General features: G+C 65.5%; 27 protein-coding genes, 3 tRNA genes and 1 pseudogene. 19 read left to right on the top strand and 12 right to left on the bottom strand.

Annotated elements, in window-relative coordinates; all coding sequences use genetic code 11:
• Positions 1 to 26: 26 nt before the first annotated feature.
• Complete coding sequence (locus ACLBYA_RS30220; protein WP_447713161.1) at positions 27 to 470, bottom strand: hypothetical protein; 444 nt, start codon at positions 468 to 470, stop codon at positions 27 to 29.
• The gene (hisC, locus tag ACLBYA_RS30215) at positions 467 to 1,534 is read right to left on the bottom strand and encodes a histidinol-phosphate transaminase (protein WP_447713160.1); all 1,068 of its coding nucleotides are present in this window, start codon (positions 1,532 to 1,534) and stop codon (positions 467 to 469) included. The genes ACLBYA_RS30220 and hisC overlap by 4 nt, the downstream gene beginning before the upstream one ends.
• Positions 1,535 to 1,640: 106 nt before the next feature.
• Between hisC and ACLBYA_RS30210 the strand changes: the two genes are divergently transcribed.
• The 3 genes from ACLBYA_RS30210 (at position 1,641) to ACLBYA_RS30200 (ending at position 2,248) form a co-directional block, all read left to right on the top strand.
• Positions 1,641 to 1,729, top strand: a tRNA-Ser gene (locus ACLBYA_RS30210).
• 41 nt (positions 1,730 to 1,770) lie between these two features.
• Positions 1,771 to 1,843, top strand: a tRNA-Arg gene (locus tag ACLBYA_RS30205).
• An 18-nt stretch (positions 1,844 to 1,861) separates the two neighbouring features.
• Positions 1,862 to 2,248, top strand: a complete 387-nt coding sequence (locus ACLBYA_RS30200; protein ID WP_447713159.1) for a nuclear transport factor 2 family protein — start codon at positions 1,862 to 1,864, stop codon at positions 2,246 to 2,248.
• Here the strand turns inward: ACLBYA_RS30200 and ACLBYA_RS30195 are convergent.
• Positions 2,211 to 4,538: a putative bifunctional diguanylate cyclase/phosphodiesterase gene (locus ACLBYA_RS30195; protein ID WP_447713158.1), complete on the bottom strand. Its 2,328-nt coding sequence runs from the start codon at positions 4,536 to 4,538 to the stop codon at positions 2,211 to 2,213. The two genes, ACLBYA_RS30200 and ACLBYA_RS30195, sit on opposite strands and share 38 nt — an antisense overlap.
• Positions 4,539 to 4,636: 98 nt before the next feature.
• Between ACLBYA_RS30195 and ACLBYA_RS30190 the strand changes: the two genes are divergently transcribed.
• Together ACLBYA_RS30190 and ACLBYA_RS30185 are read left to right on the top strand one after the other, a co-directional pair.
• Entirely contained in the window at positions 4,637 to 5,140 is a 504-nt protein-coding gene (locus tag ACLBYA_RS30190; RefSeq protein ID WP_447713157.1) for a metallophosphoesterase family protein, read from the top strand.
• A gap of 50 nt (positions 5,141 to 5,190) precedes the next feature.
• Positions 5,191 to 7,068 (top strand): alkyl/aryl-sulfatase, encoded by a 1,878-nt coding sequence (locus ACLBYA_RS30185; protein ID WP_447713156.1) that lies wholly within the window; start codon positions 5,191 to 5,193, stop codon positions 7,066 to 7,068.
• Here the strand turns inward: ACLBYA_RS30185 and ACLBYA_RS30180 are convergent.
• Together ACLBYA_RS30180 and ACLBYA_RS30175 are read right to left on the bottom strand one after the other, a co-directional pair.
• Positions 7,065 to 7,823 (bottom strand): SDR family NAD(P)-dependent oxidoreductase, encoded by a 759-nt coding sequence (locus ACLBYA_RS30180; protein ID WP_447713155.1) that lies wholly within the window; start codon positions 7,821 to 7,823, stop codon positions 7,065 to 7,067. The two genes, ACLBYA_RS30185 and ACLBYA_RS30180, sit on opposite strands and share 4 nt — an antisense overlap.
• Position 7,824: 1 nt before the next feature.
• Complete coding sequence (locus ACLBYA_RS30175; RefSeq protein ID WP_447713154.1) at positions 7,825 to 8,886, bottom strand: zinc-binding metallopeptidase family protein; 1,062 nt, start codon at positions 8,884 to 8,886, stop codon at positions 7,825 to 7,827.
• Between the two features lie 18 nt (positions 8,887 to 8,904).
• On the opposite strand from ACLBYA_RS30175, the gene ACLBYA_RS30170 reads away from it, so the two are divergent.
• Positions 8,905 to 9,504 carry a histidine phosphatase family protein gene (locus tag ACLBYA_RS30170; protein WP_447713153.1) on the top strand — a complete coding sequence of 200 codons (600 nt, stop codon included), beginning with the start codon at positions 8,905 to 8,907 and terminating at the stop codon, positions 9,502 to 9,504.
• Positions 9,505 to 9,513: 9 nt separating this feature from the next.
• Entirely contained in the window at positions 9,514 to 10,527 is a 1,014-nt protein-coding gene (locus ACLBYA_RS30165) for a phosphotransferase family protein (protein ID WP_447713152.1), read from the top strand.
• 21 nt (positions 10,528 to 10,548) lie between these two features.
• Here ACLBYA_RS30165 and ACLBYA_RS30160 read toward each other — a convergent pair whose 3' ends face one another.
• Entirely contained in the window at positions 10,549 to 10,911 is a 363-nt protein-coding gene (locus tag ACLBYA_RS30160; RefSeq protein WP_447713151.1) for a LapA family protein, read from the bottom strand.
• Positions 10,912 to 11,029: 118 nt separating this feature from the next.
• On the opposite strand from ACLBYA_RS30160, the gene ACLBYA_RS30155 reads away from it, so the two are divergent.
• The 5 genes from ACLBYA_RS30155 to ACLBYA_RS30135 are packed head-to-tail and all read left to right on the top strand — an operon-like array spanning position 11,030 to position 15,047.
• On the top strand, positions 11,030 to 11,959 hold the full coding sequence (locus ACLBYA_RS30155; RefSeq protein ID WP_447713150.1) for an ABC transporter substrate-binding protein: 930 nt from the start codon (positions 11,030 to 11,032) through the stop codon (positions 11,957 to 11,959).
• Positions 11,956 to 13,056: an ABC transporter ATP-binding protein gene (locus ACLBYA_RS30150; RefSeq protein ID WP_447713149.1), complete on the top strand. Its 1,101-nt coding sequence runs from the start codon at positions 11,956 to 11,958 to the stop codon at positions 13,054 to 13,056. Before ACLBYA_RS30155 ends, ACLBYA_RS30150 begins: the two co-directional genes overlap by 4 nt.
• A complete protein-coding gene (locus ACLBYA_RS30145) occupies positions 13,056 to 13,703 on the top strand; it encodes an ABC transporter permease (RefSeq protein WP_447713148.1) in 648 nt (215 codons plus the stop codon). The genes ACLBYA_RS30150 and ACLBYA_RS30145 overlap by 1 nt, the downstream gene beginning before the upstream one ends.
• A complete protein-coding gene (locus tag ACLBYA_RS30140) occupies positions 13,700 to 14,458 on the top strand; it encodes an ABC transporter permease (RefSeq protein WP_447713147.1) in 759 nt (252 codons plus the stop codon). Before ACLBYA_RS30145 ends, ACLBYA_RS30140 begins: the two co-directional genes overlap by 4 nt.
• 4 nt (positions 14,459 to 14,462) lie before the next feature.
• Positions 14,463 to 15,047 (top strand): putative glycolipid-binding domain-containing protein, encoded by a 585-nt coding sequence (locus tag ACLBYA_RS30135; RefSeq protein WP_447713146.1) that lies wholly within the window; start codon positions 14,463 to 14,465, stop codon positions 15,045 to 15,047.
• Here ACLBYA_RS30135 and ACLBYA_RS30130 read toward each other — a convergent pair.
• Complete coding sequence (locus ACLBYA_RS30130; RefSeq protein ID WP_447713178.1) at positions 15,010 to 15,954, bottom strand: prephenate dehydrogenase; 945 nt, start codon at positions 15,952 to 15,954, stop codon at positions 15,010 to 15,012. The genes ACLBYA_RS30135 and ACLBYA_RS30130 overlap by 38 nt on opposite strands.
• A 97-nt stretch (positions 15,955 to 16,051) precedes the next feature.
• Between ACLBYA_RS30130 and ACLBYA_RS30125 the strand changes: the two genes are divergently transcribed.
• The 3 genes from ACLBYA_RS30125 to ACLBYA_RS30115 all read left to right on the top strand — a co-directional run bounded on the left by ACLBYA_RS30125 (position 16,052) and on the right by ACLBYA_RS30115 (position 17,153).
• Complete coding sequence (locus ACLBYA_RS30125; protein WP_447713145.1) at positions 16,052 to 16,570, top strand: tRNA adenosine deaminase-associated protein; 519 nt, start codon at positions 16,052 to 16,054, stop codon at positions 16,568 to 16,570.
• Positions 16,567 to 17,019 (top strand): nucleoside deaminase, encoded by a 453-nt coding sequence (locus tag ACLBYA_RS30120; protein ID WP_447713144.1) that lies wholly within the window; start codon positions 16,567 to 16,569, stop codon positions 17,017 to 17,019. Before ACLBYA_RS30125 ends, ACLBYA_RS30120 begins: the two co-directional genes overlap by 4 nt.
• A gap of 43 nt (positions 17,020 to 17,062) precedes the next feature.
• Positions 17,063 to 17,153 (top strand) — tRNA-Ser (locus tag ACLBYA_RS30115).
• A 448-nt stretch (positions 17,154 to 17,601) separates the two neighbouring features.
• Here the strand turns inward: ACLBYA_RS30115 and ACLBYA_RS30110 are convergent.
• A complete protein-coding gene (locus tag ACLBYA_RS30110; RefSeq protein WP_447713143.1) occupies positions 17,602 to 18,126 on the bottom strand; it encodes a YbhB/YbcL family Raf kinase inhibitor-like protein in 525 nt (174 codons plus the stop codon).
• Positions 18,127 to 18,191: 65 nt separating this feature from the next.
• Positions 18,192 to 18,334: pseudogene (locus tag ACLBYA_RS30105) on the bottom strand (aldehyde dehydrogenase family protein); the annotation flags it as partial.
• Between the two features lie 787 nt (positions 18,335 to 19,121).
• Between ACLBYA_RS30105 and ACLBYA_RS30100 the strand changes: the two are divergent.
• The 3 genes from ACLBYA_RS30100 to ACLBYA_RS30090 all read left to right on the top strand — a co-directional run bounded on the left by ACLBYA_RS30100 (position 19,122) and on the right by ACLBYA_RS30090 (position 20,449).
• Positions 19,122 to 19,793 (top strand): type 1 glutamine amidotransferase domain-containing protein, encoded by a 672-nt coding sequence (locus ACLBYA_RS30100; RefSeq protein ID WP_447713142.1) that lies wholly within the window; start codon positions 19,122 to 19,124, stop codon positions 19,791 to 19,793.
• The gene (locus tag ACLBYA_RS30095; protein ID WP_447713141.1) at positions 19,793 to 20,101 is read left to right on the top strand and encodes a putative quinol monooxygenase; all 309 of its coding nucleotides are present in this window, start codon (positions 19,793 to 19,795) and stop codon (positions 20,099 to 20,101) included. The genes ACLBYA_RS30100 and ACLBYA_RS30095 overlap by 1 nt, the downstream gene beginning before the upstream one ends.
• A 147-nt stretch (positions 20,102 to 20,248) precedes the next feature.
• The gene (locus ACLBYA_RS30090; RefSeq protein WP_447713140.1) at positions 20,249 to 20,449 is read left to right on the top strand and encodes a hypothetical protein; all 201 of its coding nucleotides are present in this window, start codon (positions 20,249 to 20,251) and stop codon (positions 20,447 to 20,449) included.
• A 6-nt stretch (positions 20,450 to 20,455) separates the two neighbouring features.
• On the opposite strand, the gene ACLBYA_RS30085 is transcribed toward ACLBYA_RS30090, so the two are convergent.
• Positions 20,456 to 21,250, bottom strand: coding sequence for an alpha/beta hydrolase (locus ACLBYA_RS30085; protein ID WP_447713139.1), 795 nt, complete (start codon positions 21,248 to 21,250; stop codon positions 20,456 to 20,458).
• Between the two features lie 77 nt (positions 21,251 to 21,327).
• On the bottom strand, positions 21,328 to 21,843 hold the full coding sequence (locus tag ACLBYA_RS30080; RefSeq protein WP_447713138.1) for a TetR family transcriptional regulator: 516 nt from the start codon (positions 21,841 to 21,843) through the stop codon (positions 21,328 to 21,330).
• A 367-nt stretch (positions 21,844 to 22,210) separates the two neighbouring features.
• Here ACLBYA_RS30080 and ACLBYA_RS30075 point away from each other — a divergent pair, with 367 nt between their 5' ends.
• A complete protein-coding gene (locus ACLBYA_RS30075) occupies positions 22,211 to 25,453 on the top strand; it encodes a BTAD domain-containing putative transcriptional regulator (protein WP_447713177.1) in 3,243 nt (1,080 codons plus the stop codon).
• Between the two features lie 514 nt (positions 25,454 to 25,967).
• On the opposite strand, the gene ACLBYA_RS30070 is transcribed toward ACLBYA_RS30075, so the two are convergent.
• On the bottom strand, positions 25,968 to 26,831 hold the full coding sequence (locus ACLBYA_RS30070; protein ID WP_447713137.1) for an alpha/beta fold hydrolase: 864 nt from the start codon (positions 26,829 to 26,831) through the stop codon (positions 25,968 to 25,970).
• Positions 26,832 to 26,853: the final 22 nt, after the last annotated feature.

Here is a 26,853-nt window from a genome sequence, read left to right as displayed (position 1 = left end):
GTGCAGGCTAACGCCTGTCAAAAACCCTAAGGTACGGGGCCGCCGAGCAGAACCTCGCTGACGGTGCTGTCGGTCAGGAACTGGCAGACGGCGTCGGCCAACGACTTGGCGATCTCGATGTTGTCCGGGCCCAGGATCGACTGCTCGCCCTTCAGGATGGCGTTGACGACGGCCTTCTGGGTGGCCTCGTCGAGTTGGTTGTAGTCCGAGCACGTCATGGTCAGGGCGTCCGGTGGCGGCGGGACATCCGGGATGTCGGAACCCTGGGTCGGGAAGCCGGGGATGGTGATATCGGGCAGACCTGGGATCTCCGGCAGCCCCGGAATCACCGGTGGCCGGCTCGACGTCGTCGAGGTCAGGGGCGGACCGGGTTCGGTGGTCATCGCCACCGTGCCGTCGGTGCTGCGCGCACACCCGGTGAGCACACCGAGCAGCACCAGTCCGGCCACCGCTGTCCGAGTACCGATCATCGGCTGTCTCCCTGTTGGGCGATCCACTCCTTGGCGAAGGCCAGGAAGGCGTCGTTCTCGTGCGGGGCGGCCACCGTCACCCGCACACCGTCCTGCCCGTACGGGCGGACCAGCAGTCGGTTGTCGGCGGCGGCGTTGGTGAACTCGGTGGTGCGGCCCGGGATCACCAGCCAGACGAAGTTGGCCTGCGAGGGCGGCAACTCGTAGCCCATGGCGGTCAGCGCCGCACTCACCCGGGCACGCTCGGCGACCACCGTGTCGGTGCGGGCCAGCAGTTCGTCGGCGGCATCCAGGCAGGCGATCGCGGCGGACTGCGAGATGGTCGTCGCGGTGAACGGCACGTACACCTTGCCCAGTGCGGTGACGATGTCCGGATCGGCCACCGCGTAACCGATACGCAGTCCGGCCAGCCCGTAGGCCTTCGAGAAGGTCCGCAGCACAACAACATTCGGGTAGCGCCGGACCAGGCCCAGGCTGTCGGGCAGCAGGCCGTCGCGGATGTATTCGACATAGGCCTCGTCGATGACGATCAGGATGTCCGAGCGCACCGCGGCGACGAAGGCCTCCAGCGCGGCCGGGTCGACGACAGTGGAGGTCGGGTTGTTCGGGTTGCAGACGAAGATCAGCCGGGTGCGGTCGGTGACCGCGGCGAGCATCGCGTCGAGGTCGTGGGTCTGATCCTTGAGCGGCACCGGAACCGGCGTGGCGCCGGCGGTGCGGATCTGCAGGGGGTAGATCTCGAAGCTGCGCCAGCCGTACACCACCTCGTCGCCGACGCTCGCGGTGATCTGGATGAGCTGCTGGCACAGGCTCACCGACCCGGCGCCCACCGAGATGTTCTCCGGCGCGAACTCGACATGCTTGGCCAGCCGGTCGCGCAGATCGAGGTAGCCGTTGTCCGGGTAGCGATTGATGCCGGCGGCGGCGTCTGTGATTGCCGCCACGACGCTGGGCAGCGGACCGTCGACGGTCTCGTTGCTGGCGATCTTGATCGCGCCGGGCACGGTGCGACCGGGGGTGTAGGCGGGAAGGTCGGCCAACTCGGGTCGCAGACGGGCGGTCACCCGGCCATTCTAGGGGTGCGTTTACCCGCGCTTTGCCTTCCGAGCCCCGGCCTGTGTAATCTTTGCGCTCGGCGGTTCCGGGGGTCCGGTACCCTCAGATCGTTCAGGAGGCGTGCCAGAGCGGCCGAATGGGACTCACTGCTAATGAGTTGTCCGCCTTAAAGCGGACCGGAGGTTCAAATCCTCTCGCCTCCGCCGAGTATGACCAGCAGTACCGAATTGAATAGCACGACCAGGCGCCCGTAGCTCAACGGATAGAGCACTTGACTACGGATCAAGAGGTTAGGGGTTCGAATCCCTTCGGGCGCACTCAGGCAGGATGCGGGTATGACGACTCCGCTGATCCAACGTTGGATCGACTTCATCGACAGTCACGACCCGGCGGTACTCGACGAGATGCTCGCCGAGGACGCGGTCTTCTACTCGCCCGCGGTGTTCACCCCGCAGGAGGGCAAGGCGCTCACCGCCAAATACCTGAACGCCGCGGCGAAGCTCTTCGGCGGCACCGATTTCCACTATGTCGGGCAGTGGCACGGCGAGAACTCCGCGGTGCTGGAGTTCGAAGTCACCCTCGACGGTGTCACGGTGGACGGGATCGACATGGTCCACTGGAACGCCGACGGCAAGATCGTCTCGTTCAAGGTGATGATCAGGCCGTTCAAGGGCCTGCAGGCGGTCATACCGCGGATGGCGGAGCTGCTTGCGGCCCAGTGACTCCCAGCGCGGCGATATCGAGCTGGTCGAAGTAGACCGGTTCCCCGAAGTAATTGCCCTGTGCCACCGTGCAGCCGTACCCGCGTAACAGTTCGGCGGTGTCGGGGTCCTCGACCCCCTCGGCGACGCTGCTGATGCCCAGGGTGTGGGCCAGTTTGATCACCGAGTGCACGATCGCTGCGGCCCGCGGGTTGGCCAGCATCGGCCCGACGAAGTGCCGGTCCAGTTTGAGCTCGTCGATCGGCAGGTCGCGCAGGTAGCTCATATTCGAGTAGCCGCTACCGAAATCGTCTATGGACACCCGGAATCCGGCAGCCCGCAGCGCCTCGATGACCCGGCGGGTCTGCCGCACATCGGCCAACAGGTAGTGCTCGGTGATCTCGATGGTCATCGCGGTCGCCGGCAGCCCGTGCTGGTCGAGCACTGCGCCGATCCGGTCCGGCAGGGTGGCGTCATCGAAGGACGGCGCGAACAGGTTGACCGCGACCGGTACCTCACGGCCGCCGAGCCGGTACCAGGTGGCCGCATCGCGGGCCGCCTGCGCGACCACCAGCTCGGTCACCGCACCCATGAATCCGTTGCGCTGGACCAGCGGCAGGAACTGATTCGGCGACAGCATCCCCAGCTCGGGGTGTGGCCAGCGCACCAGCGCCTCGACGCCGACGAGCTCGCCGGTGGCCAATGAGATCTGGGGCTGATACGCCAGCCGCAGAGCGCCCTCGTCGACGACCCGCCGCAGCTGCCCGAGGAGTTTGATTTCCGACATCGCCGGCAACTGGTCGGTGTCCTCCCAGGCGGAGTCGTCGATCTGCATGCCGGGGGTGAACACCTGGACACCGCCCACTCCGGACCGTTTGGCCGTGTACATCGCGACATCGGCATGCCGGAGCAGCTCCTCGGTGCCGATCGGCGCCTCCCACGGCCCCGGCGAGACGGCCAGGCCGACGCTCGGCCGGATGTACACCTCCTCACCGTCGAGGACGAACGGGTCGTCGAACGCGCGGACCACCCGTTCGGCGATGTCCTCGGGCGGCTCGATCCCGGACTCGATGATGATCGCGAACTCGTCACCGCCGAGCCGGGCCACGGTGTGGCCGGCAGGGACGCTGCGCACCAGCCGGGCCGCGATGTCGCGCAGCAGCTCATCTCCGGAGTGGTGGCCGAGATTGTCGTTGACCAGTTTGAAGTCGTCGAGGTCCAGCGACAGGACGGCGAGCGGACGGCCGTCGCGGTGCTGCAGCTCGATTGCGTGCTCCAGTCGATCGGTGAACAGCAGCCGATTGGACAGCCCGGTCAGCGAGTCCTGGAAGGCGTGGGTGGCGACCTCGTCGAGCAGACGGCGGTTCTCCACCAGCACGGTGAGCTGACGGATCAGCGCCGCGATCACCAGGATGGCCGCGCCGAGCAGCACCGGGCGGATGTCGACGTCCGACCACAGGTGCACCACCGAGGCGACGACGGCGAACGGCATGGGTGCATAGGGCAGCCACATGATGGTCATCGGGGAGGCACGGTGATCCCCGGTATCGGCGGGGCGCGGCCTGGTCGTCGACATGTGCGCGCCCGCCGTGATCATCAGCAGTCCGGTGACCTTACTGATGACCGGGAAGGGGCTGGCGGCATGCTCGGTGTGCAACTGCACGTACAGGTCCGCGATATCGCCCATCGCGATAGCGACCAGCCCGGCAGTCACCACCCCGAGGATCTGCCTGCGGCCCGGCGGCACCGTGCTCAACACCAGGACCGACATCGTCACCATGGTCAGCGCGGCGATCGGATAGATGGCGGTCAATGCCGCCTGGACGGGATTGCGGTGGCTGTCGATGAACAACTTGTCGAGTACCGCCACCCAGACCAACAGGAACAGTGCCGAGGCGATCACGGTGCCGTCCATCAGCTGCCGGAACACCGACAGTCGGCCGCTGGTGCTGCGGGCCACCCACACCACCCCGACCGCGGCGGGCAGTGCCAGGAAGCCGATATCGGCCGCGGACGGGAACGGCGGCACCGTCTCGCGGACCACCACATGGAAGGCCCAGATCGTACTGCCGGCCACCCATCCGAGGAAGCCGACGGCCAGTGCGCCCCAGCCGATGCGGATGCTGCCGCGGCCCGCTCGGGCGGCGGCAACCGTCCATGCGCAGGCAAATGCACTGAACGCAACGAAGCCGACCGATCCGACGATCCTCGTCACCTGCGGGCCGCCCCACCCCAAGATCAACCAGCAAACAAACATCAGGTAAACCACCATGCCGGTGGCGTACCTGGAGTTCGGCCTGATCATGTCCATTACATGCAGCTTAGGGCCATCCTGGGGTGGTGCAGGCGCTAATTGAGCCAGTCCATCCAGCAACGCCTGTAACACCGGCTGCGCTACTCTGGGGACCGATGCGTCTGCTGCTGATCTCCGATACCCACCTGCCGAGCCGCGCCCGCGATATGCCCGCCGAGGTATGGACGGCCGTCGACGCGGCGGATGTCGTGCTGCACGCGGGTGACTGGGTGGATGCGGCGCTGTTGGACCGGCTGGAATCCCGGGCCCACCGACTGATCGCCTGCTGGGGCAACAACGACGGCGCCGACCTGCGGGCACGGCTGCCCGAACGCGCCGACGTGACGCTGGCCGGGGTGCGCTTCACCGTCACCCATGAGGCCGGGGCGGCGGCCGGCCGAGACGAACGGATGGCGCGGCGTTACCCGGATACCGATGTGCTGGTATTCGGACACAGCCACATCCCGTGGGATGCCACCGCTTCGACCGGGCTGCGGTTGTTGAATCCGGGTTCGCCGACCGACCGGCGCCGTCAGCCGCACTGCACGTACATGACGGCCGATCTGGTCGACGGGGTGCTCGTCGACGTCGTACTGCACAGGATTGCGCGTGCCGGCTGATCGGCCGAATTGGCGGCCGGCATACGTCCGCCGTGGCAGGCTTTTGCCTCATGGAATCCAAGCCGCCGAGTGCCAGCATCGTCGCCGCCAACCGCGCGCACCGCGACGCGTTGCCGTTCGCGGATACCCGTGACTTCGCCGACGCCGACCGGGGTTTCCTCGGGGCGCTGGAACCCTGTGTCGTCACCGCCGCCGACGGCAAGGTGGTGTGGGACAACGACAGTTATGGATTCCTGGCCGGCGATACCCCGGACACCGTGCACCCCAGCCTCTGGCGGCAATCCCAGCTGTGCGCCAAACAGGGCCTCTACGAGGTGGTTCAGGGTATTTACCAGGTGCGCGGCCTGGACCTGTCGAATATCAGCTTCATCGAGGGCGATACCGGAGTCATCGTCATCGACCCGCTGATCTCCACCGAGACCGCGGCCGCGGCGCTGGCGCTGTACCGCGCGCACCGCGGAGATCGGGCCGTGCGCGCCGTGATCTACACCCATAGCCACGTCGACCACTTCGGCGGTGTGCTCGGCGTGACCACCCAGGCCGATGTCGACGCGGGCCGGGTCCAGGTGCTGGCGCCGGAAGGATTCGTCGAACATGCCGTGCAGGAGAACGTGTATGCCGGTACCGCCATGACGCGCCGTGCCGCCTACATGTACGGCGCGGTGCTGGCCCGTGGGCCGCAGGGACAGGTCGGTTGCGGCCTCGGACAGGTGCCTTCGCTGGGTGAGGTCGCACTGATCGTCCCGACCATAGATGTGCGCAGCACCGGCGAGACGCACACCATCGACGGTGTCGAGATCGTCTTCCAGATGGCGCCCGGCACCGAGGCGCCCGCCGAGATGCACTTCTACTTCCCGCGGTACCGGGCACTGTGCATGGCCGAGAACGCCACCCACAATCTGCACAACCTACTGACCCTGCGGGGCGCCCTGGTCCGCGATCCGCACGGCTGGGCCGGCTATCTGACCGAGGCCATCGACACCTTCGCCGACCGCACCGACGTGGTGTTCGCCTCCCACCACTGGCCGACCTGGGGTGCCGAGAACATCGTCGAATACCTTTCGGTACAACGGGATCTGTACGCCTACCTGCACGACCAGACCCTGCGCCAGCTCAACCAGGGGTTCACCGGTATCGAGATCGCCGAGACCTTCCAGATGCCGCCCGCGCTGGAGCAGGCCTGGCACACGCATGGCTACTACGGTTCGGTCAGTCACAACGTCAAGGCGGTTTACCAACGCTATATGGGCTGGTTCGACGGGGACCCGGGCCGGCTGTGGCAGCACCCGCCCGAGGCCGCCGCACCGCGCTACGTCGAGGCCATGGGAGGCCTGGACCGGGTGGTCGAACTGGCCCGCACCGCCTTCGACTCCGGTGACTACCGTTGGGCGGCAACACTGCTGGATCATGCCATTTTCACCGACGAGAGACACGAAGATGCCCGCGCGCTCTATGCCGACACCTTGGAGCAGCTCGCCTACGGGGCCGAGAACGCCGTCTGGCGCAACTTCTTCCTCTCCGGCGCGACCGAACTGCGCGACGGTAACTTCGGCACCCCGACCAAGACGACGGCACCGACCTTGCTCGCGCAGCTGACCCCCGAGCAGATCTTCGACACCCTGGCCATCAGCGTCAACGGACCGCGGTCCTGGGAACACGAACTCGTGCTGGATATCTCGTTTGCCGACCTGGGCTCCAACTATCGGCTGACGCTGCGCAACGGGGTGTTGATCCACCGCAAGGCGCCGGCCGAGCCCGATACGGCCGGGGTGACGCTGAAACTGGCGACCAAGAACCGGCTGCTCTTGTTGGCGACGGGTGATTTCACCTCGCCCGGGCTCGAGATCGTCGGTGAGGCCGAGGTGCTGAGCACGCTGGTGGGACTGCTCGATCAACCGGACCCGAACTTCGACATCGTGACGCCCTAAGGCAGGCCGCCGTCAGCCCGCACAACGGTCCCGGTGGTGAAGCTCGATGCGTCTGACATGAGAAACAGTGCGGCCCCGATGATCTCGGGCGGATTGCCGGCCCGTTGCAGCGGTAAGTGCCCGAACGGATCGGTGTCCCCGAAGTCCCAGGCCTTGCTGATATCGGTCAGGAAGGGGCCGGCCATCAGCGTGTTGACCCGCACCGTGGGCCCGTATGCCTTGGCGAATCCCTCGGTGAGCGCATTCAATCCGCCCTTTGCCGCAGCATAGGGCAGCATGTCCGGTGCCGGCCGCAGTGATCCCGACGAGCTGACATTGATGATCGACCCGCCACCGTCGGTGACCATGCGCTCACCGATCAGGGCCGACAACCGGAACGGGCCCTTGAGGTTCAGGTTCACCACGGCGTCGAACAGCTTCTCCGTCACCGACCCCAGCGAGTCGTACAGCGGGGACATGCCGGCGTTGTTCACCAGCACGTCGACCTTGCCGAACCGGGCGTAGGCCGCGTCGACCAACGGGTCGAGCTGATCCCACCGCCCGACGTGCACCTGATGAGCCAGCGCAGCACGCCCGGTGGCGGCGGTGATCTCCTCGGCGGTGGCCACACACGAATCCAGATTGCGGCTGGCGATCACCACATCGGCGCCGCACCGGGCGGCCGCGAAGGCGATCTCGCGGCCCAGGCCACGGCTGCCTCCGGTCACCAGCACCACCCGGTCGGTCAGGTCGAACAGTTGGTCGGCGTAGCCCATCTCAATCCTTCGCGCAGTCGCGGATGACCCGGTGCACGAACCCGAGCTTGTCCACCACCGCGGGTGGTATCTCGAACGGGTACAGCGGGTTCTTGCCCATGGCCATGTTCACCCGGTTGAAGAACAACGATATCCACTTCCAGTCGAACAACATTCGTTCGATGGGTGCGTCGTCATAACTTTCCAGTGCTTCGATATCGCGTGGTGAGTTGAACCGCACCCGGTCGGCATGCAGCACCATGCCGGCTTCGCGGGCGGTGTCCATGGTGTCGGCGATGTGCAGATAGTGGGCGAAACACTCGGCGAAGTCCTCCCATGGATGCATGGTGGCGTACTCGGAGATGAAATCGGTCGCCCAGCCCTCGGGTGCACCGAACTTGTAGTGCCGCGCGATCGCATCGCCGTAGCTCGCCCGCTCGTCACCGAACAGGTGTCGACATTCGTCGAGATAACGTGCTGCACCCGAACCGGTTTCGACGAGCACATTCTGGTAGTAGTGGCCGACCTCGTGCCGGAAGTGGCCGAGCATGGTGCGATACGGTTCGCCCAGTCGCACCCGCAACGACTCCCGGTAGTCGTCCAGGGACTCCACCACGTCGATGGTGATCACCCCGTTCGCGTGCCCGATGATCACCTTCTCGCCGGTGCTGTAGCTCGACAGCAGGTCGAAGGCCAGGCCGCCGTTGCGACGCCAGAACGGATCGATCGGCAACCCGATATCGTCGAGCTGAAACACCAGTCGCCGCAGCGCGACCGTCGTCGACACCAGCTTTTCGCGGGCCAGGGTGTCATCGGCATCGGGTTCGCGCCTGATCAGCGACCCGGCCAGGCACCGCCCGCGGTGTCGCTCGTCCTGCTCCTCGGCGGTCAGCCAATTGCAGCCCAGGGTGCCGTATTGATTGCACCGGATCCAACGCTCACCGTCGACCAGCGTGACGCCGTCGTCGAGCGCCAGCATGCTGCGCGACGGTAGGTGCAGACCCAGCTCGGTGCCGCAGGATGCGCAGTGATCGGCCTCGAAGGCGATGAAGACGTCGCACACCGGGCAGGCGAAGGCACGCACGGGTCATATGGTGTCACGGTGCAACTGCTTCTGGTCCGACATGCGCTACCGCTGCGCAGCGAGCCCGGCGAGGGCTCCGACCCGCATCTGTCCGACGACGGCATCGCCCAGGCCGCCCGGCTGCCCGACGCGCTCAACCGGTACCCGATCACCCGGCTCGTCAGCAGCCCGCAGCGTCGCGCGATCCAAACCGGTGAACCCCTTGCGGCCAAGCTCGGACTGCCCATCGAGCTCGATGAGCGGCTGGCCGAATACGACTATGGGCTGTCGCACTACACACCCCTTGAAGAGCTCCCCAAGGAGGATCTGCAGCGCCTCATCGACGGGCACCTGCCCCGTGACGTCGACGTGGATGCCTTCCAGGCCCGGGTCTGGGCCGGTATCGACGATATCGTCGCCACCACTGCCCATGACGACACCGCGGTGCTGTTCTGCCACGGCGGCGTGATCAATGCGGTGGTGCACCGGATCATGCAGACCAAGCGGCTGCTGTGTGTGCAGGTCGACTACGCCGGTATCACCCGGCTGCTGTCCTCGCGGACCGGCACCCTCGGTGTCGCCGCCATCAACGGGACCGAACACGTATGGGACCTGCTGCCTCGAAATCAGCGATGGTAGACATTTCCCGTGACCTCTCTTGACGGCCTGGACCTGGACGCTCTCGACCGCCACCTGCGCGCCGAAGGGGTGACCCGCAGCGGTGAGCTGCGCGCCGAGCTGCTCTCCGGCGGCCGCTCGAACCTGACGTTCCGGGTGTACGACGACGCGTCCAAATGGGTGCTGCGTCGGCCGCCGCTGCACGGGCTGACCCCGTCGGCGCACGATATGGCCCGCGAGTACAAGGTGGTCGCCGCGCTGGCCGGCACCGCCGTGCCGGTGGCGCGCGCTGTCACCATGCGCAATGACGACTCGGTGCTGGGCGCACCGTTCCAGATGGTGGCCAATGTCGACGGCAATGTGGTGCGCAGCGCGGACGAGCTCGACGCGCTCGGCGGCCCGGAGGTCATCGACGGCTGTGTCACCTCGCTGATCACCGCCCTGGCCGACCTGCACGCCGTCGACCCGGAGGCGGTCGGGCTGGGCGACTTCGGCCGGGCCGACGGTTATCTGGAGCGGCAGGTGCGCCGCTGGGGATCGCAGTGGGAGCACGTCCGGCTCGAGGACGACACCCGCGACGATGACGTCAAGACCCTGCATTCCAAGCTTGCCGAACGCATTCCGGTGAGCCCGCGTGCCTCGATCGTGCACGGTGACTACCGCATCGACAACACCATCCTGGACGCCGCCGACGCGACCGTGGTGCTCGCCGTGCTGGACTGGGAGCTGTCCACCCTCGGCGACCCGCTCTCGGATGCCGCGCTGATGTGTGTGTACCGCAACCCGAACTTCGACGACGTGCTCGGCATGCGGGCGGCGTGGACATCGGCGCTGCTGCCCCCGGCCGACGAACTGGCTCAGCGGTACGCCGTGGCCAGCGGCCAGGAACTGCAGAACTGGGATTTCTACATGGCGCTGGCCTATTTCAAGCTGGCCATCATCGCCGCCGGCATCGACTTTCGCGGCCGCTCCGGTGGGGATTCCCCCGACCGCGTCGGCGAGGCGGTCGCCCCGCTGCTCGCCGAGGGGCTCAGGTTGATCTAGCGGCCCGCCGCTGAAGCTGATCTAGAGGCTGGCCCGTCGGGCGGCCTTCAGATTCTTGCGGGCCGCGATGCGCAGCTGCACGATGCGCGCCGCCCCCACCAGCACGGCGAGCAGGCCACCGCCGACGGCGGCCAGCAGCAGCGCCACGCCCAGCGGCAGCGTCCAGTTCCAGCCCAGGAAGTGGAAGGTGCCCGGATCGGTGTTCTGCGAGATGAAGATCAGCAGCACGATCAGCACCAGGAACCCGATGATCAGCGCTGACCACAGCGCGGCGGCCCGGGTGAACTTGACGTTGTCCTCGGGCGGCGGCGGTGGCTCCGACGTTCCCAGGGGCTCGAGTGGCTGCTCCGGCTCGAGCGGCAGCGCGTGTGGGTCGGTCGTCATGGCGTTTATTCTGCCCCTTCCGCGGGTAATGCAAACCCCCTCACGGTGAACTAAATCCCGGCATGTCGTCGCGGGTGCGGTTACTGTCGAAAAATTGCCACACTGCCGAGGGGACGGTATGCGCTGCCAGTCGAGGCTCCGAAGGTTCGTTGTTCTGATCGCGGCAGTGACTGCCCTGGCGGGCTGCGGTAGCTCCAACCCGCTGGGTGGCGGCGAGATCTCCGGCGACCTGAAGACCATTGCGATCGGGTCCGCCGATTTCACCGAATCGAAGATCATCGCCGAGATCTACGCCCAGGCACTGGAGGCCAAGGGATTCACCATCCGTCGGCAGTTCGGGATCGGCAGCCGCGAAACCTATATCCCTGCGGTGCAAGACCATTCCATCGACCTGATCCCGGAGTACACCGGAAATCTGTTGCAGTACTTCGACGCAGAGGCCACCGCCACCACCTCGGACGAGGTGCTGCTGGGGTTGCTCAAGGCATTGCCCGGGGATCTGTCGATCCTGTATCCGTCACCGGCGCAGGACAAGGACACCCTCGCGGTGTCCGAGGCGACCGCGCAACGCTGGAATCTCAAGTCCATCGCCGACCTCGCGACGCATTCGGCGGAGGTGAAAGTCGGTGCGCCGTCGGAATTCCAGACCCGCCAGACCGGTCTGGTGGGTCTGCAGCAGAAGTACGGCCTCCAGATCGCCCCCGCCAATTTTGTCGCCATCAGCGACGGCGGTGGGCCGGCCACCGTGCAGGCGCTGACCAGCGGTGCGGTCACCGCGGCCAATATCTTCAGCACCTCACCGGCCATCGAAAAGGACAAGCTGGTGGTCCTCGAAGATCCCGAGAATGTGTTCCTGGCCGCCAACGTCGTACCGCTGGTCGCCTCGCAGAAGTTGTCCAATGAGCTCAAGACGGTGCTCGATGCCGTGAGCGCCAAACTCACCACCGAGGGGCTGATCGAACTGAACTCCTCCGTCGAAGGCAATCAGGGTGTCGACCCCGATGAGGCCGCGCAGAAGTGGATCGCCGACAACGGATTCGACCGATGATCACGTTCGAGAACGTCACCAAGACCTACGCCGACGGCACCGTTGCGGTCGACGACCTGACCCTCGACATCCCCGAGGGCACGCTCGCCGCGTTTGTCGGCCCGTCCGGCTGCGGTAAGACGACCTCGATGCGGATGATCAACCGGATGATCGATCCCACCGTGGGCACCCTCACCGTCAACGGCGAGGATGTCACCAAGGTCGACCCGGTGAAGCTGCGCCTCGGGATCGGCTATGTGATCCAGAGTGCGGGCCTGATGCCGCATCAGCGGGTCGTCGACAATGTTGCCACCGTACCGGTGCTCAAGGGGGTGTCGCGTCGCGAGGCCCGCAAGTCCGCCCTCGACGTGTTGGAACGGGTGGGGTTGGATCCCAAACTGGCCCAACGTTATCCGGCGCAGCTGTCGGGTGGTCAGCAGCAGCGTGTCGGGGTGGCCCGGGCGCTGGCCGCCGATCCGCCGATCTTGCTGATGGACGAGCCGTTCAGCGCCGTCGACCCGGTGGTGCGCGAGGAATTGCAGGCCGAGATCCTGCGGCTGCAGAGCGAACTGCGCAAGACCATCGTGTTCGTCACCCACGATATCGACGAGGCGGTCAAGCTCGGTGACAAGATCGCGGTGTTCGGCCGCGGCGGCGTGCTGCAGCAGTTCGATGCGCCGCAGCGGTTGTTATCGAATCCCGCAAATGATTTCGTGTCCGGATTCGTCGGCGCCGACCGTGGCTACCGTGGACTGCAGTTCCTACGTGACACCGGACTGCCGCTGCACGATGTGCACCATGTCGGCGAGGACGGTGTCGACGCACTGGATCTCGCGCCGGGGGAGTGGGTGCTGGTCACCAAACCGAGCGGGGCGCCGTACGCGTGGATCGATGTGGACGGCGTGGCCCTGCATCGCGGTGGGAGTTCGCTCTACGACAGCACCACCGCGGGCGGTTCGCTGCTGCGACCCGAGGGCACGCTGCGCCAGGCCCTGGATGCCGCGCTGTCCTCACCCGCGGGTCTCGGTGTCGCCGTCGACGAGAACGACCAGGTGATCGGCGGAATTCTGGCCACCGATGTGTTGGCCGCCATCGAGGACCGACGTAGGCAGCGCTGATGCAGTATCTGCTCACCCACCTCGATGATGCGTGGACGCTGACCCTGATCCACCTGCGGCTGTCGCTGGTGCCGATCGTGCTCGGTCTGCTGATCGCGGTGCCGCTGGGAGCGCTGGTACAACGCACCACGGTGCTGCGCCGGATCAGCACCCTGACCGCGAGCATCATCTTCACCATCCCGTCGCTGGCCCTGTTCGTGGTGCTGCCGCTGATCATCCCGACCCGCATCCTGGACGAGGCCAACGTCATCGTCGCGCTGACGCTGTACACCACAGCGCTGCTGGTGCGGGCCGTGCCCGAGGCGCTGGACGCGGTCCCGCCCGCGGTGCGTGACGCCGCCACCGCCATCGGTTACCGGCCCTTCACCCGGATCGTCAAAGTCGAACTGCCGCTGTCCATCCCGATCCTGGTGGCCAGCCTGCGGGTGGTCGCGGTGACCAACATCTCGATGGTGTCGGTGGGTTCGGTGATCGGGATCGGCGGGCTGGGTACCTGGTTCACCGAGGGCTATCAGGCCAACAAGAGCGGCCAGATCATCGCCGGGATCATCGCCATCTTCGTCGTCGCGGTCGTCATCGACAGCCTGATCCTGTTGGCGGGCAAGGCCATCACACCCTGGACCCGGGCCAAGGCGGGGGCGGTATGAACTTCCTGCAACAGGCGCTGAGCTTCATCTTCACCGCCGAGAACTGGTCCGGCCCGGCCGGTCTGGGCATCCGCATCGCCGAACACCTGCAGTACACCGCGATCGCCGTACTGTTCTCGGCTCTGATCGCGATCCCGATCGGACTCGTCATCGGCCACACCGGTAAGGGCACCTTCCTGGTGGTCACCGGGGTGAACGCGCTGCGGGCTCTGCCGACCTTGGGTGTGCTGCTGCTCGGCGTGCTGCTGTGGGGTCTGGGGCTGATCCCCCCGACGGTCGCGCTGATGCTGCTGGGCATCCCGCCGTTGCTGGCCGGCACCTATTCGGGGATCGCGGCCGTCGAACCGGCCGTGGTCGACGCGGCCAGGGCGATGGGCATGACCGAACGTCAGATCCTGTTCCGGGTCGAGGTGCCCAATGCACTGCCGCTGATCCTCGGCGGGCTGCGCACGGCCACCCTGCAGATCGTCGCGACGGCCACCGTCGCCGCCTACGCCAGCCTCGGCGGGCTGGGCCGCTACCTGATCGACGGCATCAAGGTCCGGGAGTTCTACATCGCGCTCGTCGGCGCGCTGATGGTGACCATCCTGGCGCTGATCCTGGACGCGCTGCTGGCCTCGGCGGTGTGGCTGTCGGCGCCCGGTGCCGACCGGTTCGGACGCAAGCCCGAGCTACCCCAACCGCTGCTCGATGACGAAGTCGCACTCGAATCGTCCAACGCGGCTACGCAGCCAGGGACCCGTCGCATACGGTAGGAGGGTGACTGAACCAGCCGAAGCATGGCCGGCGATCCTGACTTGGCGTGCACATGACGTGCCGCGGATGGAGTCGGTACGGGTGCAGTTATCCGGTAACCGGATCAAGGCCTACGGCCGCATCGTGTCGGCGGCGACGCCCACCGATCCGGCCTTCAGTGCCTCCTATGACCTGGTGACCGACGAGACCGGTGCCACCAAACGGCTGTCGCTGACCATGACCCTGGCCGAGCGGGAACGCCAACTCTCCATCGCCCGCGACGAGGAGGGCATGTGGCTGGTACGCGATCACCAGAACCAGACCAGCCGCGCCGCCTTCGAGGGGGCACTGGACGTCGACGTGGTGTTCAGCCCGTTCTTCAATGCGCTGCCGATTCGGCGTACGGGTCTGCATCAGGCAGGCTCCGAGGCGCTGACGCTGCCGGTCGTCTACGTGCGACTGCCCGACCTGACCGTCGAGCTGGAGACCATCAGCTACACCCGGGAGGCGGCCGGGATCGGTCTGAAGTCGCCGGTCGCCGAGACCACCGTCACGGTCGACGACAGCGGTTTCATCCTCGATTATCCCGGACTGGCAGCGCGGATCTGATCACCCCGCCGGCCCGCCCTGCCGCGGCCAGTTCGGCGCGCCAGTCCGGTGCGCCGACGGTGACATGCAGGATGTCGGGGCGTTCGAAACTGTCGTAGCGGACCCGGGCCGCGTGCCCGGCCTCGACCAGATCGGCCACCGAGGTATGGGTGACCAGGTGCGTGCGGGCTTCGGTGAGCAGCTCGATGGCCCGGTCCAGACCGGTCACCAACTGGTCGGCGTTGGCCTCACACATTGCGCGCACCAGATCGGGTGCCGTTGCCGCGACGCGGGTGCCGTCCCGGAACGAACCGGCGGCCAGCGCGAAGGCCAACGGCACGTCGGCAGCCGTGACGGCCAGCGCCTCGGCCAACAGGTGTGGCAGATGCGAGATGGCGGCGGCGGCCGCGTCGTGCTCGTCGGAGCGGGCCGGAACCACGAAGGAGCCGCAGCCCAGGGCCAGGTGCATCACGCGCGTCCAGACGCCGGCGTCGACGTCGTCGTCCACACTGACCACCCACGGGGCGCCGACGAAGAGTCGTGGGTCGCCGGCCGACCACCCCGAGAATGCGGTGCCGGTCATCGGGTGCCCGCCGACGAAGCGGGCGCCCAGACCGTGCGCGGTGACCTCCCGCAGCACCGCACCCTTGACACTCACGACATCGGTCAGCGCGCAGTCGGCGGCCAGCGCGCGGATGTGGTCGAGCATGGTGCCCAGCGCGGGCATCGGGACGGCCAGCACGATCAGCGCGTCGGTGTCGGCGGCGCGGGTGAGTGCGTCGTCGAGGGAGGCGGTGGCGTCGAAGCCGTCGGCGGTCGCGGCGTGCACACCGTCGACGGAGCGGTTGTAGCCGAACACCGTGCGCCCGGCCGCGGTGGCCGCCCGCATCAGCGAACCGCCGATCAGTCCCAGTCCCAGCACGCACACCGGTGTGTCGGTCACCGCTCTAGGTTGGCACACGGTTGGCTGGACGGTGACTGCGACCGCTGGTCAAGCACTTGGCGGACGACTAGCGTTAGCGCCCATGGGAGCACAGCGTGCCACGGCGCAGCAGGCTGACGACCTGCCCGGCGGGTTCGGCGTCGCGGTCGTCCGCGAGGACGGTAAGTGGCGCTGTACGGCCATGCGCAAGGCGGCGCTGAACAGTCTGTCGGTGGCCGAGACGGAGCTGCGTGAGCTGCGCAGTGCGGGCGCGGTGTTCGGCCTGCTCGACGTCGACGACGAGTTCCTGGTGATCCTGCGGCCCGCGCCGGCCGGTACCCGGCTGCTGCTGTCGGATGCCACCGCGGCGCTGGACTACGACATCGCCGCCGAGGTGCTCGACAAGCTGGACTCCGATATCGACGACGAGGACCTCGAGGACACCGATCCGTTCGAGGAGGGCGATCTGGGGCTGCTGTCCGATATCGGTCTGCCCGAAGGTGTGCTCGGGGTGATCATCGCCGACGACGACTCCGAGATCGACGAGCAGATCACCGCGATCGCCGAACGGATGGGGTTCGACAGCGAGCTGTCCGCGGTGCTCGACAAACTCGGTCGGTGAGCTCCGATACCGAGCTGATCCGGTCGGCGCTGGAGGCCGCGCGGCTGGCCGGTCCCGATGATGTGCCTATCGGTGCGGTGGTGTTCGGCCCAGACGGTGCCGAATTGGCCCGGGCCGCCAATGCCCGCGAATCGCTCGGCGACCCGACGGCGCATGCCGAGATCTTGGCGATGCGCGCGGCGACCGGGGTGCTGGGTGATGGCTGGCGGCTGCAGGACTGCACGCTGGCGGTGACGGTGGAGCCGTGCACCATGTGTGCCGGGGCGTTGGTGATGGCGCGTATCGGGCGGTTGGTGTTCGGGGCGTGGGAACCCAAGACCGGGGCCGTCGGCTCGCTGTGGGATGTGGTGCGCGACCGGCGTCTGACGCACCGGCCGCAGGTGCGCGGCGGGGTGCTGGCCGAGGAGTGCGCGGCCCCGCTGGAGGAGTTCTTCGCGCGGCAGCGCTGACGCGATTAGGGCGCGGGGCCCCGTGGCCGGTAAGCTTCCCGCCGGTGGCGTGTCCGAGCGGCCTAAGGAGCACGCCTCGAAAGCGTGTGACGGGTAACCCCCGTCCGAGGGTTCAAATCCCTCCGCCACCGCCAGTGCCGCCCGCCTGTAGTAACAGGTCGGGCGGCTTTTGGGTTCATAGGCTAGCCACGCTGCAGTCCACGTACTCTCCGGAAGATGTGGGCAGACGAGGGCAAAGCTCATAAGTCCAAGCCCCGCTGAGGGACCTTGAAGACGCCGGGCCGATCGACTCGTTGGTCTCTACAACCGCCGGCCCATCGTCCGCGGTCAACTTGCGCACCATTTCTCCAGCACATGCCCGGCTCAACGCAAACGTATTCACCCGCACCAGGGGCAATGGCTGTCTGCGGAAACAGACCAAGAGTCGTACCCACATGCGCAAGGCACATCTTCTAGTCCTAGGTCGCGCCGGAGCCGGTAGAACATCTGCTCCGCTGCCGTCATCCGGGCGGGGAGGTTGCCATCGAGCCTGACGTGACGTCAGTGATTGGAGCGTCTGCGCGGCTTGCGGCCGCCTGCCAGTTAGGCCCGTTCGCAGGTCCCGAGAAGCAGTGCACGTGAAATGGCCTTGTCGTGCAGCTGAAATCCGAGCCAGCCCGGGGTTGCGTTCGCATCGAGGTCAATGGTCTCGACCCCGACTGCGTGGACAGCAACCCAGTAGTGATGTACCCCGTGGCCGATCGGGGGTGCTGCGCCGATGTAACGCTTGTAGCTGGCGTCATTGGCTAACGTCACGGCTTGGCTGAGGATTCCGTCTCCCCCGTCGCCGGCGTCGGCAGGCAAGTCGGTGACGTTGACCGGGATGTTGGCCACAGCCCAGTGCCAGAACCCGGAGGCCGTGGGCGCGTCGGGGTCAAACACCGAGACAGCGAAGCTGCGTGTCTCCGGCGGAAATCCCGACCAGCTCAGTTGCGGAGAAATGTCTGCGCCGCCAGCACCCATGATGCCGCCCATCTGCTCGGTCTTGAGCGGTTGCCCATTGGTGATCGATTCGGAGGTGAGAGTGAACGTGGGAAGTTTGGGGAGCGTGTCGTATGGGGATTTCATCGGAGTCCATCTCTTGAGTGGTGGGGTTCGCGGATCTGTTCGCGCTGTCTGTCGGAGGCTCAGGTTCAGGCCTTCCAAACAGTCTTCTGATTGCAGAACTTGGGGATGCCGGAGCTGGATAGTTCTCGGCCATACCGGAGTTCTTGACTCCGCCGGAGGGGAGTTCGGGGTAGGAACGTGACATGCGGTTGAGGAAGACCATTCCGGCATCAAGTGTCTCCGTGCGCGTTCGCCGAATGAGGTGGTGCGGCGCAGGGTGCGGGCGGCCTCAGCCGCCGACGCGATCCTGGTTTCGACCTCGTCGGGATCAGGGGAGGCAAACACTCCGATTGTCTGTCCGTGGCGGGATTGATGGAAGCGATGACCATGATGGGTCCTTGTGTAAGCGGACTGAAAGGCGACGGATTCGGTGCCAGCGGTGTGGGATCGCGTAGACCGACCTTTGTTCATCGGGCACCGCAAATCAGCGACCGCAGTGCTGAATTCGTGATTAGAGCTTTGCGCGTCACTTGATACAGGCGGTGTGAGCGGCGCGACACGGGGTGAACATGATGAATTGTGCCGAATCGAGCGTCAGTTGGTCGACTCACGGCTGCGCCTCCTTGTCACTGTCCCATCAAAGCGGACAGCAACACTGGGCAGTGACGGAAACCAGCCCTGCCATGACGCGTATGCGTCACGCCGGTCGCCGAGACCTCGCCATGAACGACCGTCGATTCACCAGGATCTGGCCGACGACCTCTTTACATCACGAGGGACACTCATGGGTGAGCTGCCGGGCCCACAACACCATGGCGCGACTCGCCAAAGTACGTTGAGTCGTCTTCCTGTCGCATTTCAGTCAGCGGATAGCCCATATAAGGCGAATCACGAAAGGCTGCGCCTACACAAGCGGAGCCCGTGGTGGGATCGCAACAGTGCTCATCTGAATACTGGCGCACACCGCCTGCTTCACAAGGCGTGGCCGGCATCCACCCGTTGAATGGGAGACCACAATGACTGTTCCCTACGTCCTTCTCGTTTCCACTAACGCCGCCGTCATCGGGCCGCGCCACCGGAAAACCGGTTTCTTCTTCCCCGAGATAGCGCACCCTGTACAGGCTCTCGAAAAGGCCGGCATCGCGGTTGAATTCGCGTCCCCGCTCGGCGGCACCCCCCCGGAAGACGGATTCGATGCCGAGGATCCCACCCAGCCGGCCTTTCGTGACTCCAAGGCATATCGAAGGCTGTCCCGAAGCCGCAAACTCTCCGAAGTCGACATCCTCGACTACGACGCCGTGTTCTTCCCCGGAGGATTGGGCCCCATGGTCGACATCACCGGCAACCTGGAGGTACAAACCATGGTAACCCGCGCGTGGGACGCAGGCCTGATTGTCTCGGCCGTGTGCCACGGCCCGTCAGCCTTCCTCGGAGTTACCGTCGACGGCGCACCCCTGGTGCGCGGTCGCAAACTCACGTCGTTCTCCAAAGCCGAAGAGGAAGGCTACGCGCAAGACGACGTACCGTTCGACCTCGAAACTGCCCTCCGCGAGGAGGGTGCCCTCTATGAGGCCACCGAACCCTGGCATTCCAAAGCGGTCGTCGACGGCCGACTCATCACAGGACAGAACCCGCAGTCCGGCACTGCTGTCGGTGAGGCGCTCGCAGACGCACTCAAAGGGCTCTAATGTCAAAAACTGCTCCGGTGGTCGTCATAGCGCATTGGCGTACCACAGCGGCCAACCTGCCCGAGGTTCTCAGGTACGCGGCCGAGGCACAGCATCGATCGCTCGCCGAGCCGGGTTGCCTAGGATACGAGATCTTCTCCGCCAGTGGCGATCCCACACACGTCGTACTCGTCGAACACTACCGAGACAGCGCAGCGCTCGATGCGCACATGAGCTCACCGCATTACCAACAGCTGGTAGTCGGGCGGATCCGGCCGCTCCTGACAGACCGCACGGTGGAACTTTTGCAACCACGTGCTGAGACGTAGCAGGCAGTTCGCCGCGAGAGCCGCGGCAACCGCGAGCCACCCTGCGCGGATAGCGGAGCAAGGGGTAACCGTGAGATCCGGGAAGCGGCAGACACAGGCCAGTGATGCCCGCACCGCAGCCAGTCTTTTTGGTGGGGCTGAGCTGACGTGCAGGCGCTCACGCCTATGCAGCCCTATGCGACCGAAGAAGTGCGCTGCACCGACACTCGCGATCGCCGGCGGGTCAAACGTACCCTATTAGCCCTTGCTCTAGGCGCATTCGGCATCGGTACAGGCGAATTCGGTTCGAACGGCATCATCGAGCTTCTCTCCAGCGATCTGAACGAATCGGTGTCCGTTACCACCTGAGTGACGTCAGTGTGTGGGGATCCGGTGCGCTAGCCACGACAGAGCGACGTTGGCGACGTCGCGCCAGCCGTGATCGATGGTTAGAGAGTGGCCACGGCCTTCGAACTCATGAAAGTCGGTAATGGCGACTGACTTTCGGTAGAGGCGATGCGCTCCCTTTGCGGTGATGTAGGGGACGGTGTGATCTGCCGTGCCGCCGGTGATCAGCAGTGGTCCTCGCGTGCTGTTGGTGACATCGACTCTGGCGGGAGAGTTTGGTGCGAAGTTCGCTGTGCCAACTTCGAACAGAGGCTTACCTGGCGAGGGGATGTTCCATCTCTCCCATAAGGAGTCGGATTCCTGTTCCGACAGTACGTTTCCGAAACCGTACCGCCATTGGGTTCGGGTGAGCGCCTTGGCTTTCTTCCGGTTCGCCGGGTTCCCGAGAACTGGGAAGGCGGAGCGCAGCTGGGCAAACGGTAGTGCTCGTACGCCTTTGATCGGTGCTGGGTCGATTGCTATTGCTGCCGAAGCCAGCTGCTGATCGAGGAGTTTCTGGGCGATTAGGCCGCCGAACGAGTGTCCGATCACGACCGGGGGCGTGTCGAACTCCCGCAATCGGGTTGCGAAGTGTTCGGTCAGGTCGTTGAGTCCTAATCCGGCCTGGGCGACCGCGTTGGCGCGGGCGCCCGCAACGGTCGGGTCTTCACCGGGCCAGCGGGGCGCGGTGGCCCGGTGGCCCTGGTCGGCGAAGTGGTCGATCCACGGTTGCCAGGCGGTGTAGGAGACCCAAAGTCCGTGGATGAAGACAACATCGGGCATGGCGGTCATTCCTGTCGATTGAGGCGCAACGTTCGCAGGAAAACGCTAGGTCGGCGTTGTTGACCACAAGTGGATGACTACTGGAGTAGCAGTGGTTGCTTCTGTCCTAGCTCGGGCCGGTCAAGGCGGCGCCACGCAACGTCTGGCTGAACCGCGCGTGCAGAAAGTCCTGCGCCCGGTCCTCTTGCCAGCCCAGCACGTTGACGATGAAATGAAAACCGTTCTGCGGTCCGTAGTGGGCGAGAGTGATGTCGGGTGGTGGCCTGTCCTAGAGACTCGGCAGCCATCACATCATGGGCCGCAGTCGCCGGCACGAGTTGCACGATGTCGTCGTAGTGGCGCCAGAACTGCAGGTATGAGTCGGACAGCATGAGCAGTACTTCGTCGAGTGACTCGGCGCTCTCCACCTGATCGAGTGTGCTCTGCACCAGGTCTGAGGTGGTCCAGGTGTCCATCAACGTGCGCAGCAGTCCCTGCTTACCGCCGCACTGTCGATACACGGTGCCAGGCGACACGCGACTGGCCGCGGCGATGGCGTTGATCGTCGTGGCGAAGGAGCCGCGCTGGGCGAATAGGGATCGCGCGGACGCCACCACAGCTTCGCGCGTTTGCTCCGCGTACTCATCGCGTCGCGACCGCGGGCGTGTCGGTAGTTGGTCGCCCACGGCGACACCTGGGTTCATCGAATGGTGACCCATATTTGTAGCGACGGGTCCACCAACGACGGTGATCGTGGATGTGTTGTAGGCACCATACTTTGACTGTAGTGTCACTACAATGAGGCGCGGGCCAGTCGGGAGATCGATGATGGCGACGAAGGTCGGAAGCGGTGAAGCGGTCCGAGCGTGCTGCGCCTTCCGTCGTGCACCACGCGCCTGCGGTCCGTCGACGCTTCGGCTCATTCTGCGCACCGCGACGGCGCTCTGACGCGTCCGGCACGAACGAAGCCGGGTGAGCGAAATGAGCGGGGTCGCAGAATTCGCAGAATCGTCGGCAGGAGCGGGCGACGATCAGTCCCTCAGATTGCAAATCTTGGGGCCCTTGCGGGTATGGCGTGGCCAGGCGGAACTCGATCTCGGACCGCGCCAACAGATGTGCCTACTAGCGGTGCTGGTCGCCCGAGCTGAACAGCCAGTGAGTACCGGTGAATTAATCGACCTCATCTGGGGTGAACGTTCACCGGACAGCGCGCTCAATGTCATTCACAAATACGTCGGTGCCCTGCGGCGTGTGTTCGAACCGTCCGTGCCGGCGCGGAGCTCGGGCACCTACTTAGCCAGGCGCGGTAGCGGCTACATGTTCATCCCAGGCAAGGCCTTTCTTGATTCTGCGCAGTTCCAGGTTCTCGTCGACACCGCGAAGCGCGCGTTCGGCGAGGATCAACCCGAGGTGGCGCTGGGGCACTATGAGCGGGCGCTGACTCTGTGGAAAGGCCCAGCGGGTGACGGTTTGGACTATGCCTCGTCGGCGGCGTCGGTGTTCGTTGAAATCAATACACGCTTCTTCGATGTGTGCGTGGCGGCCGCCGAGCTGGCGGTGTCACTCAGATCGCCGCAACGCGTTGTGGCGCCGCTGCGCCTCGCGGCTGCGATGGCGCCCCTGAACGAGCCGGTCCACGCCGCTCTCGTCTCGTTGTTGGCTGCTGGAGGCCAACAAGCGGAGGCGCTGGAGCTGTTTCGCGTCATGCGTCAACGCCTTGCTGATGACCTCGGCATCGATCCCGGGCAAGCGCTGCAACGAGCCCATCAGCGCGTACTGAGCCGACAGCTGGCTCGCCGAGATATCGCCGACGAGTACGCTGCGCACCCAGCGCCGCCAGCGTTCGACATTGAAAGGCCGCCCAGGCCGTTCGTCGGGCGCGTAGGGGAGTTGGCCGCTCTGGCGGAATCGGTGGACGCAGCCATCAGGGGCGGCACAGGGCTGGCCCTCGTGGAGGGTGAACCAGGAATCGGCAAGACCAGGTTGGTCGAGGAAGCTGCCGCTACCACAGGTCATCGTGGGGCCTTGATCGCATGGGGCAGTACTCCAGCGTCGGCGGGCACGCCTGCGATGTGGCCGTGGATCCAGGCGATCAGAGCGGTGCTGACGACCATTCCAGAGGACACGCAGCAACACTGGTGGGGCGGGGACATCAGCCAGTTCCTCGACCCGACGGCCGATCTGCCCGCTCGTCTGCCCGACAGTGGTGCGCGGTTCCGCTTGTTCGAACGGGTGACGGCAATGATCGGCGTGTCCGCGGCATCGCGGCCCATCGTGCTGGTCATCGACGATCTGCACTGGGCCGACCTCCCGTCTTTGGAACTCTTCGCGCATTTGGCATCTCGGCTGCCACCCGGTGTCGCACTCATCGGTGCCCTGCGGGACAAGGCACCCACACCGGGTGCCGACCTGACCCGCGTGCTCGCTGCCGCCAGTCGTGTACCCGGAGTGCACCGAGTACACCTCAGGCCTCTGGCGCCGTCTCACGTCGCAATGCTGATCCATGCCGAAACAGGGCGAGAACCGAGCGGCGACATGGCCAGCCGCGTCCACCAGCGGACAGCAGGAAACCCGTTCTTCGTGCGGGAGGTGTCCCGGCTACTGGCTCAGCGTGAGGTATTCACTGACCAGGACAGAGCCTTCGACGAGGTGCCGGCCACGGTGCGCGACATCGTGCTCGATCGGCTCGCCGGCGTGGACAACGATGTCAAGCAGCTGGTGTTCACCGCTGCGTTGGTCGGACGCGACAGCGACGTGAGGGTGCTTGCCCACGCCGTGGGAATCGCAGTGGAGGCGTGCCTCGACCACCTGGCAGCGTTGGACGAACTCGGCCTGTTCACCTCGACCGCCGATCCGTTCGGTATCCGCTTCGTCCACGATCTGGTGCGTGACGCTGTGGTCGAAATGGTGCCCTCGCACCGTGCCCGTCGAATGCATGCACGCATCGCTGATGCGCTCCAAACCTGGCCCACAGAGGGCGAATCGGTCGAGGAACGCCTAGCCCATCATTTGTGGGCTGCCGGTCCGTGCGTGCAACCCGATCGGACCGCCGATGCGTTGACGCGTGCCGCCCGGCGAATGGTGAACAAGTGCGCATTCGAGGCAGCCGAGCAGAATCTCCGCACCGCAATGAGGGTGTCGCGGCAGGCGGCGATGCCGGAGCTGGAGTTGGCGGCCTTGACCCAGCTCATCGCGCTCAAGGGTATGCAGTCGATGTACGGAGCCTCCGGGCTGCGCGATCTGCTACAGCGAGCCGAACAAATCGCTACATCGCTGGAACGACAACGCGTTGCCGCCGGATTCCTTTTCTCGCGGTGGGCATCCCATCATCAGGCGGTCGAGTTTGAGATGAGTCGCCCACTGGCGCGGCAGCTGTACGAGAGGGGCTGCGCATCAGAGGATCCCGTGGTGCGGGCATATGGTTTCCAGGCCTGGGGCCTTCAGCAATGGAACACCGGAAACATCGGTGATGCATTCCGGTCCTTCGAGCGCTGCAAGCAGTCACTGCTGCAGACGCTGCGTGAAACCGACGGTGACGACCCGGTATCCAGGGACCTGCAGTGGTTAATGGTCGGAGTCTTAGCCGAAACCACGGCGCTGCATGGCGACATCGTAGCGGCGCGCGAAATTTTCGACGTCATGGAGTCCATCGCAGGGACTGAGCCGTACTTGATCACGGTGTGGACGACGTTGGCGTGCCGAACCGCTTCGCTCGTCGGCGACGCGCGGTGGGCGCTCCAAGTGGCACAACGCGGTGTCGAGGCGGACCCGGGGTTCGACTTCGTAGTCCTCGGGACCTACCTGAGATTGGCCAGATCTTGGGCCGTGGCCATGGCCGGCGATCAACCCGCCGCGGCCGCCGCGGCCGCCGCTGAGGAACTCATTGTCTCCAACCTGCTCGATCCGCCCCGCTCGGGTGCTGCTAACTGGTACACGCTGGTTGCCGAGATGTGGATCAAGGCCGGCGATTGCGATCGCGCCGCGAGCGCTCTGGACAGCGCTGAACAGTGCATGCAGGATCACGGTCAGCGTTACTCCGAAGCACTGCTGCTGCTCATGCGTGCACGCCTACTGCGCGCTCAGGGAGCACCTGCAGGGCAGGTGGCCGGTGAAGCGGAGCGCGCCCGGTCGGTGTCCACTGATAGGGGGGCGCATTTGTTCGCCCAGCGCGCAGATGCGTTCCTCGCCGAACTCGGGTCAGTCGCGACAGAACGCGCGGTGTGAACGGGGCCTCGCGGAGGTTGTCATCGCAGTCCATTGGCAATCAACTATTGCCGGGTAGCTTCTTAGCCAGTGTCCAACCGAGGAGCACACTATGAGCGTTGTCCGCTATCACACCGCTTCACTCGACGGAATCGACCTCTTCTACCGCGAGGCGGGTGACCTCTCCAACCCGACGATCTTTCTGCTGCACGGTTTTCCATCGAGATCACACATGTTCGCTCCCTGCTGGCCTCGCTGGCGGACTCATACCACCTCGTGGCACCCGACCATGTCGGATTCGGTCGGTCGGCGATGCCCTCCAGGAGTCCTTCCGAAGTTACCAGCCCCCTGCTCGTCACCTGGGGCCGTAACGGTGAAATCTTCGGTGTCGCTGGGGCAGAGGCATTTCGACGCGACCTTCCCGAAGGGGAATTCCATCTGCTCAATGCCGGCCATTTCGCACTTGAGACTCACGGCGAGGAAATCAGCGGCTACCTTCGGCAATTCCTCCGCCCCACCACCCGGAGCTGGCCAGTCAGAGATTGGCAGTCAGGAACGCACGTATCAACGGCAGCGTCTCATCGAGAGCGGTCTCCAAGAGGAAGTGGCCGCCGTCGATGAGGTGAATCTCGGAGTTCGGCAGGTCGACCTTGAACGCGGCAGCGCCGTGTGGACCGAAGATCGGATCGTCGCGCCCCCATACGGCCAGAAGCGGGACTTGCGACATGCGGAAGTACTCGTGCACCGCGGAGTACAGCGGCGGATTGGTGGCGTAGTCCCGAAACAACGCCAGCTGGATGAGATCGTTGCCTGGCCGAGATAGTCTCGCGTAGTCGGCATGCCAGGTCGTCGGATCGACCAACGTTTCGTCTTCGACCCCGGAAAGATATTGCCATTCTGTCATCTCGAGAGTCAGCGCCTGGCGGACAGCTGTTTCGGTGTGCAGATTCTGGTGGGCCCAGTATTCCCAGACCACCCTGAAGAAGCCAGGCTGAAACCCTTCCTGGTAGGCGTTACCGCTCTGGGTGATGATCGCCGCGATCGACGCCGGGTCGCGCAGTGCAAGTCGCCAGCCGATCGGTGCGCCGTAATCGTGAACGTACATCGCGTAACGGTGCACGCCCAGTAACCGCAGAAGGCCGGCGGTTAGGTCGGTCAGTGCATCGAAGGTGTAGCCGAAATCGGCTACCGGCGGCGCGTCGGAAAGTCCGAACCCGAGATGGTCTGGAGCGATCAAGCGCCACCGGTCGGCCAATAGAGGAAGGACGTTGCGAAACATCGACGAGCTGGACGGAAAACCGTGAAGCAGAACAAGAATGGGGGCTCCTACGGGCCCAGCTTCCCGGTAGAACAACCGCCGTCCGTCGACGACCGCGTAGCGATGGTGGACAGCGGGCATGCTGCGAACGTACAGACACTTA

It is taken from the genome of Mycobacterium sp. C31M, assembly GCF_053345865.1.
Note: the sequence above shows the minus strand (reverse complement) of the source record. Positions and strands in the feature narration are given on the sequence as shown.